Origin of the sequence: Kurthia huakuii LAM0618, assembly GCF_000505545.1 — a bacterium.
In the GTDB taxonomy this organism is placed as follows: domain Bacteria; phylum Bacillota; class Bacilli; order Bacillales_A; family Planococcaceae; genus Kurthia; species Kurthia huakuii.
In genome coordinates this window covers 811,365-818,569 of record NZ_AYTB01000008.1, presented here as the reverse complement: position 1 = coordinate 818,569, position 7,205 = coordinate 811,365, and the positions used below count along the sequence as shown (strand labels likewise).

At 43.3% G+C, this 7,205-nt stretch carries 6 protein-coding genes and 2 tRNA genes; all 8 read left to right on the top strand.

Annotated elements, in window-relative coordinates; all coding sequences use genetic code 11:
* Window positions 1–57 precede the first annotated feature (57 nt).
* The 8 genes from V514_RS0108400 to menB all read left to right on the top strand — a co-directional run bounded on the left by V514_RS0108400 (window position 58) and on the right by menB (window position 7,142).
* A tRNA-Ser gene (locus V514_RS0108400) sits at window positions 58–148 on the top strand.
* A gap of 13 nt (window positions 149–161) precedes the next feature.
* A tRNA-Glu gene (locus V514_RS0108395) sits at window positions 162–233 on the top strand.
* A 125-nt stretch (window positions 234–358) separates the two neighbouring features.
* The gene (locus V514_RS0108390; RefSeq protein ID WP_029499535.1) at window positions 359–1,102 is read left to right on the top strand and encodes a MerR family transcriptional regulator; all 744 of its coding nucleotides are present in this window, start codon (window positions 359–361) and stop codon (window positions 1,100–1,102) included.
* A 206-nt stretch (window positions 1,103–1,308) separates the two neighbouring features.
* Window positions 1,309–2,241 carry a dipeptidase gene (locus V514_RS0108385; RefSeq protein ID WP_029499534.1) on the top strand — a complete coding sequence of 311 codons (933 nt, stop codon included), beginning with the start codon at window positions 1,309–1,311 and terminating at the stop codon, window positions 2,239–2,241.
* A 153-nt stretch (window positions 2,242–2,394) separates the two neighbouring features.
* The gene (locus V514_RS0108380) at window positions 2,395–3,783 is read left to right on the top strand and encodes an isochorismate synthase (RefSeq protein WP_029499533.1); all 1,389 of its coding nucleotides are present in this window, start codon (window positions 2,395–2,397) and stop codon (window positions 3,781–3,783) included.
* Window positions 3,773–5,500, top strand: a complete 1,728-nt coding sequence (gene menD, locus V514_RS0108375) for a 2-succinyl-5-enolpyruvyl-6-hydroxy-3-cyclohexene-1-carboxylic-acid synthase (RefSeq protein ID WP_029499532.1) — start codon at window positions 3,773–3,775, stop codon at window positions 5,498–5,500. Before V514_RS0108380 ends, menD begins: the two co-directional genes overlap by 11 nt.
* Window positions 5,488–6,303 carry a 2-succinyl-6-hydroxy-2,4-cyclohexadiene-1-carboxylate synthase gene (menH, locus tag V514_RS0108370; protein ID WP_029499531.1) on the top strand — a complete coding sequence of 272 codons (816 nt, stop codon included), beginning with the start codon at window positions 5,488–5,490 and terminating at the stop codon, window positions 6,301–6,303. The genes menD and menH overlap by 13 nt, the downstream gene beginning before the upstream one ends.
* Before the next feature lie 20 nt (window positions 6,304–6,323).
* A complete protein-coding gene (menB, locus tag V514_RS0108365; protein WP_029499530.1) occupies window positions 6,324–7,142 on the top strand; it encodes a 1,4-dihydroxy-2-naphthoyl-CoA synthase in 819 nt (272 codons plus the stop codon).
* Window positions 7,143–7,205 lie beyond the last annotated feature (63 nt).

Below are 7,205 nucleotides of genomic sequence, written 5' to 3'. Positions count from 1 at the left end.
AGCATCTGACTGTTAATCAGAGGGTCGTAGGTTCGAGTCCTACCAACGGAGCCATATGGAGTAGTACTCAAGAGGCTGAAGAGGCGCCCCTGCTAAGGGTGTAGGTCGGGTAACCGGCGCGGAGGTTCAAATCCTCTCTACTCCACCATTTTTTGTTAGACGGCCCCTTGGTCAAGCGGTTAAGACACCGCCCTTTCACGGCGGTAACACGGGTTCGAATCCCGTAGGGGTCATACATAATGAAAACCTGAAGAATAAATTCTTCAGGTTTTTTTGTATTTACGCTTGCCTTTGACGTTACGTCAAGCTGTACGATAGATATAAGAAGTTTAAATTTACAGGAAAAGAGGTGTTGTGGATGTATACGATTCACGAATTAGCAACGCTGGCAAATATCACAACAAGAACGCTACGTTATTATGATCAAATCGGTTTATTACACCCGACAAATTATAGTGAATGTGGCTATCGTTTATACGATCAACAAGAAGTAAAGCGATTGCAACAAATTTTATTTTACAAAGAATTTGGACTGTCATTAGAACAGATTACACGTGTACTTGACGATGAGCAACAACTTCAGAAACTTCTTGAGAAGCAACAACAACTTATTTCAGCGCAACAGCAGCAATTACACCGATTACAGCAAAATATTCAGCGAACATTACAAGAGTTAAGGGAGGAACAGTCAATGAATGATAACGAGCGTTTTGACGGTTTTAAAAAAGCATTGATTGAAGAAAATGAACAGCAACATGGTCAAGAAATTCGTGCAAAATATGGAGAGGAGACCATTGACGCAAGCAATGCAAAATTAATGGGAAAAACAGCAGCGCAATATGCGGATATGCAACAATTAGAACAACAGTTGTTTGAACAACTACAATTAGGCTTACAAGCAGGACTTGATTCAGATTATGCGAAAACAGCAGCGCAACTGCATAAGAAATGGTTGATGCACAGCTGGACGAAATATACACCTGATATGCATAAATCAGTAGCAGATATGTATGTTTATGATGAACGCTTTAAAGTGTATTATGACCAACACACAGAAGGTATGGCACAATTTTTACACGATGCAATCCATAAACATCTTTAGGAATATAATTTAAATTTTGTTGTTAAAGGAATTATGTTAAGAACAACAAAATGTATTGTAGCAATTAGCGTAAGTAACAAGAATGTGGCACAACAGAAAGCTATTCAACAAATCACTAAAAAGAGAGGCTGAAATAGTGCCTCTCTTCTTTCATGTGTTTTTGTTATAATAGAGAGAATACTAACATAAAGAGAAGGTAACAAACTATGCGAATAATTGATTTACATTGTGATGTGTTATATCAACTATCATCACGCGAGCAACCGACAGATTTCAGAACAGATGATACGCTGCAATGCGGGTTCGTCAATTTACAAAAAGCACAAGCTAAAGCGCAAGTATTTGCGATTTTTATTGATGAGGTCATTCCGGTAAAGGAACGTTATATGGAAGCGCTACGCCAAATTGAATTGTTCCAAGCGCAAGTGTTAGCGCAACCGGAAATGGTTCATATTACAGAGTGGCAACAGCTATCAACGCTAGAAGATGGCCAAATTGGCGCTATTTTAAGCTTAGAAGGCTGCGATGCTATTGGGGCAGACTTACATAAATTAAAGACGCTATTAAATGCAGGTGTCAAATTGGTTGGTCTGACGTGGAATTATGAAAATGCGGTCGCTTTTGGCGCGCAAGAGGACCCAACAAAAGGGTTAACGGATTTTGGCAAAGAAGTTGTCGCGTGTTTAAATGATTACGATATTATTATCGACGTGTCACATTTGAATATGCAAGGTTTTTGGGATGTCTTGCCGCTTGCTAAACACGTTATTGCAAGTCATTCAAATGCGCGTACGGTGTGTGAGCACGTGCGTAATTTAACAGATGAACAAGCAACAGCACTTGTCGAGCATGGCGGTCATATTCATGTCGTCTACAACCCACCATTTATTGTTGAAGATGGCTTAGCGGACGTTACATTAGACGATTTAGTGAAGCACTTCCGTTATTTAGCGGACTTAGTAGGTGTCGAGCATTTAGGATTGGGTTCTGATTTTGATGGCATTGAGCATACCGTTAACAACTTGCACCATATAGGGGACACACCACAGCTATTAACGGCGTTAGCACAAGCATTTACAGCAGAAGAAATTGAAGGCATTGCTGCCGGAAATTTTGAGCGATATGTACAAGCGTTTTAGCCATTTTACAAGGCGCTCTAGCTGGCGTCTTTTTTTGTGTAATAAGGGCTAATATGTGCCGAAACGTATAGAAAGTTGTATGATAGATAAGGATAATTTAGTTTTACAAATAGGTTTTCGTACGAGCAAAATCTATTGACGGAGGGAATTTGTATGAATCAACAGTTGTCGATTACAAATGGCGACCATCATATCGAACAAACGGCTAAACTATCGTTTTACATTGATACGATGAAGATGGATAGTTTATCGCCACGTGCATTTTATGAGGCGGGCGCTACGAAGTTTCAAGGAAAACGATTCTTCTGGCAAAACCGTGAAAAAACATTTACATTGGTCGGCCTAGGTCATGCGTATACTGTAACGAGCGATGACCACGAAAATCGCTATGCATTAGTTGAAAATGCATGGCAAAATTTAATTCAACATGCGGACCTTGAAGCGCATGAACAACAACCCATTTTATTTGGAAGCTATACATTCGATCCCGAAAAAACACCAGCGGAAGAATGGCAAGCATTCCCAGAAGCTTATTTTGCAGTGGCGACGCATCAACTCGTCATTCGTAATGAGCAAACATTTATTAATACGTTTTATGTGAGTGAGCAACCGATTACCGAGGCGCAAAAACAAGCGCTGCGCACAGAACGTGATGAATTATTGCATAGTGCACAAGTAAATGGCGTAGCATCACATACGAAACCACAAATTACACAAACGATTGAGCGCCATAAAGCAGCGTACTTACAATCGATTGAGAACGTCACAACGCTAATCAAACATGAAGATGCCGATAAGGTCGTTATTGCGAGGTCGCTCGCGTTGGCGTTTGACGGGGCGATTACATCAGAAATGATGCTCGCACAAATTACAGCCGAGCAACCGGAGAGTTATTTGTTTGTTATTGAACATGGCGATGACTTCTTCTTCGGGGCTTCACCAGAGCGCCTTGTGATGGTAAAAGACCATGATGCCTACTCGTCATGTGTCGCGGGTTCGATTAAACGAGGCTCGACAAAGGAGCAGGATGACGCCTATGGTAGCGAGCTATTACAGGATACAAAAAACTTGCAAGAGCATCAATACGTTGTCGATATGATTCGTCAATCATTTGATGAAAACTGTGCGAATTATACATTGCCAAATGGACCGCAGCTGTTAAAAATTCGCGACATTCAACATTTATTTACGCCAATTGAAGGTCAATTAAAAGAAGAGGCGAGCATTTTACGCATGGTGAAAAACTTACATCCAACGCCAGCGCTTGGCGGGGCACCACGTGAGCGTGCAATGGAAGTCATTCGCGAATATGAGCCGACAGACCGCGGTCTTTACGCTGCACCAATCGGTTGGATGAATGCAGAAGGTGACGGTGAGTTTGCGGTGGCGATTCGTTCGGCACTCGTCCATGACAATAAAGCTTACTTATATGCAGGTGGTGGCATTGTAGCAGATTCGGAACCACAGAGTGAATATGACGAAACTTTAGTAAAGTTCCGCCCGATGCTGCGTGCTTTTGGAGGTACGTTACATGGAGAATAACAAACAGTTAAGCGACTATGTTTATAATATTGTCGCTACCTTATATGAAGCGGGTGTTAAAAAAGTTGTCGTGAGTCCAGGCTCGCGTTCAACGCCGCTTGCGTACGGCTTTGCATCAACAAAGGAATTTGAATTGTATCGTCAAGTTGATGAGCGTTCAGCAGGCTTTTTAGCACTCGGACTTGCGAAGGAAAGTGCAGAGCCGGTCGTGCTTATTTGTACATCAGGTACGGCAGCAGCGAACTATTTCCCAGCGATTGTTGAAGCTTATTATGCACGCTTACCATTGATCGTTTTAACGGCGGATCGACCACATGAATTACGAGAGGTTGGGGCACCACAAGCAATTGCACAACCAGGACTTTATGGACATCATGTGAAATGGGCGGTGGACTTACCTATTCCAGATGATGCCCAAGCGACGTTACCGTTTGTTGAACGCCATATGGCACGAGCTGTTGCAGTAGCGACACAAGCGCCATTTGGACCGGTACAAGTCAATGTCCCATTCCGTGAACCGTTATTAATCGACTTTGCCGACAAGCTACCAGCACGTACATTTAAGCAGCATTTTCACGCTGATGTACGTCCTGCTAAAGCGGCAGTCGATTTTTTAACGACAACGATGCAAGCGACCGAACAAGGGTTTATTATTGCTGGCGAAATGGCACAAAATACGCATACAGAGGCGCTATGGGCATTTGTGCGTAAAACGCAGTGGCCTGTATTAGTCGAAAGCTTATCGCATATGCGTACAAATATTCCAGCGGATTGCATGCCGTATGTTATTGAGCAGTATGATGCCATTTTAAAAAATGAATCGTTTAAAAAACAGATGATGCCACAAACGGTCATTCGTTTTGGTGCACAGCCTGTGTCAAAGCCGCTGATGTTATTTTTAACAGCAGTGAAGCCGGCGCATTATATCATCATTGATGAAGATGCAAAATTCCGCGATTCATTACATGTCGCGACGCATCATATTGAAGCGGCGATTGGCAACTGGATTGCGGACGTTGCCGTGCGAGCGACAGCCGCACAGCAAATGTATACTGCACAGTGGCAACGCGCAAATGCGATTGCTGCTCGCCACCGTGCGAATTATGTCGCGACGCAGCATGATGAAGGCGCACTTGCCGCCGTATTATTTAGCCAGTTACCTGAGCATAGCGATTTAGTCGCTAGCAGCAGTATGCCAATTCGTGACGTCGATACATTTTTTGAAAAAACGACGCGTGATATTCGTATTTTTTGCAACCGCGGCACCAATGGTATTGACGGTGTTGTGTCAACGGCATTTGGCTTACAATATGCCTCACAGCGCGACACGTATTTATTAATTGGGGATTTAGCTTTTTTACACGATTCAAACGGTTTAATTGCGAGTCGCTACCAGCCGAGTGAGTTGACGATTGTTGTCATGAACAACGACGGCGGTGGAATCTTCTCGTACTTGCCACAATCGACAGTCGACGCACATTATGAGCAACTGTTTGGCACACCAACAGCGCTTGGTTTTGAACATTTAGCCGCGATGTATGATGCCGAATATGCCAACGTGACAACGACGGAAGATTTTACGACGGTTTTACAAACACCGAAAAACAAAGCCATTCGCATCATTGAAGTGATGACGGACCGCGCGGAAAATGTCACAACACACCGCACACTATGGCAAGCAATCAATGAGGAGCTCGATACTTTATGGCAAGCGTAATAACGACAGTTGCGGGGCTTGATATGCATTATGAAGTGTTTCATCCACGCGCTGAAAAAACAATTGTTTTATTGCATGGCTTTACAGGAAGTACAAAAACATGGCATCATGTCATCGACCGTTTAGGCAGAGATGTGCGTGTTTTTGCGATTGATTTAATGGGACATGGCTCAACAGCAAGTCCGGCGATGTTAGCGCCGTATACGATAGATGCGCAAATTGCCATGCTTGAGCAATTTTTTGCTGCGCGTCAGCTGACGACATTTACATTGCTCGGTTATTCAATGGGGGGGCGCATTGCACTTAGTTACGCATTGCAACACCCAGAGCGCATTGAGAAGTTAATTCTTGAAAGTGCGTCACCAGGACTTGACGAAGAAGTAGCGCGTGAAAAACGACGCGCACATGACAACGATTTAGCAGAGCGCATTTTAAGTGAAGGAATGCGCGAGTTTGTTGACTATTGGGGAAATATTCCTTTGTTTGAGTCGCAAACGCGTTTATCGAATGACGTAAAAGCTGAAGTGCGCGCCGAACGCCTTGCGCAACAAGAAGTGGGCTTAGCGAATAGCTTGCGAGGGATGGGCACGGGTTCGCAGCCATCTTATTGGGAAGCACTACCGGCATTTCCACGACCTGTAAGCCTTATTACAGGGGAGCTTGACGAAAAATTCTACTTAACAGCAATCGACATGCAAAAACGTTTCGAAAATTGCTCGCACCATGTCGCAAATGGCTGTGGTCATGCAATTCATGTGGAAAATCCTGAACTTTTTGTTACAATAGTAGAGAAAGAATTTTAATTTACTAGGAGGACTTTTCAATGACTCGTGAATGGGTAACCGAACATGTCTATGAAGATATCAAATATGAATCTTACAATGGCATCGCAAAAATTACAATTAATCGTCCTGAAGTACGCAATGCATTCCGCCCAAAAACAACAGCGGAAATGATCGACGCATTTTCTCGTGCGCGTGACGATTCTAAAATTGGCGCTATTATTTTAACAGGTGAAGGCGAAAAAGCATTCTGTTCTGGTGGCGACCAAAAAGTACGTGGTAACGGTGGTTACGTAGGCGATGATAATATTCCTCGTCTAAACGTACTTGATTTACAAACATTAATCCGCAAAACACCAAAACCAGTTATCGCAATGGTAGCAGGTTATGCAATCGGTGGCGGTCACGTATTACACATCGTTTGTGATTTAACAATCGCTGCGGACAACGCACGTTTCGGTCAAACTGGCCCACGCGTTGGTTCATTCGATGGTGGTTACGGTGCAGGTTACTTAGCACGTATCGTAGGTCATAAAAAAGCACGTGAAATCTGGTTCTTATGCCGTCAATACGACGCACAAGAAGCACTTGATATGGGCTTAGTTAATACAGTCGTTCCTTACGAACAACTTGAAGACGAAACAGTAAAATGGTGTGAAGAAATCTTATCATTATCACCAATGGCACTTCGTATGCTTAAAGGTGCATTTAATGCAGATTCTGATGGCCTTGCTGGTATCCAACAACTTGCGGGTGACGCAACACTTCTTTATTACACTTCTGATGAAGCAAAAGAAGGTCGCGACGCGTTCAAAGAAAAACGTACACCAGACTTCGGTCAATTCCCACGTTTCCCATAATAGGGCGATGTATAACAAGACGGCACCATGCTACGGCGTGATGTCGTCTTTTTTGATACAATA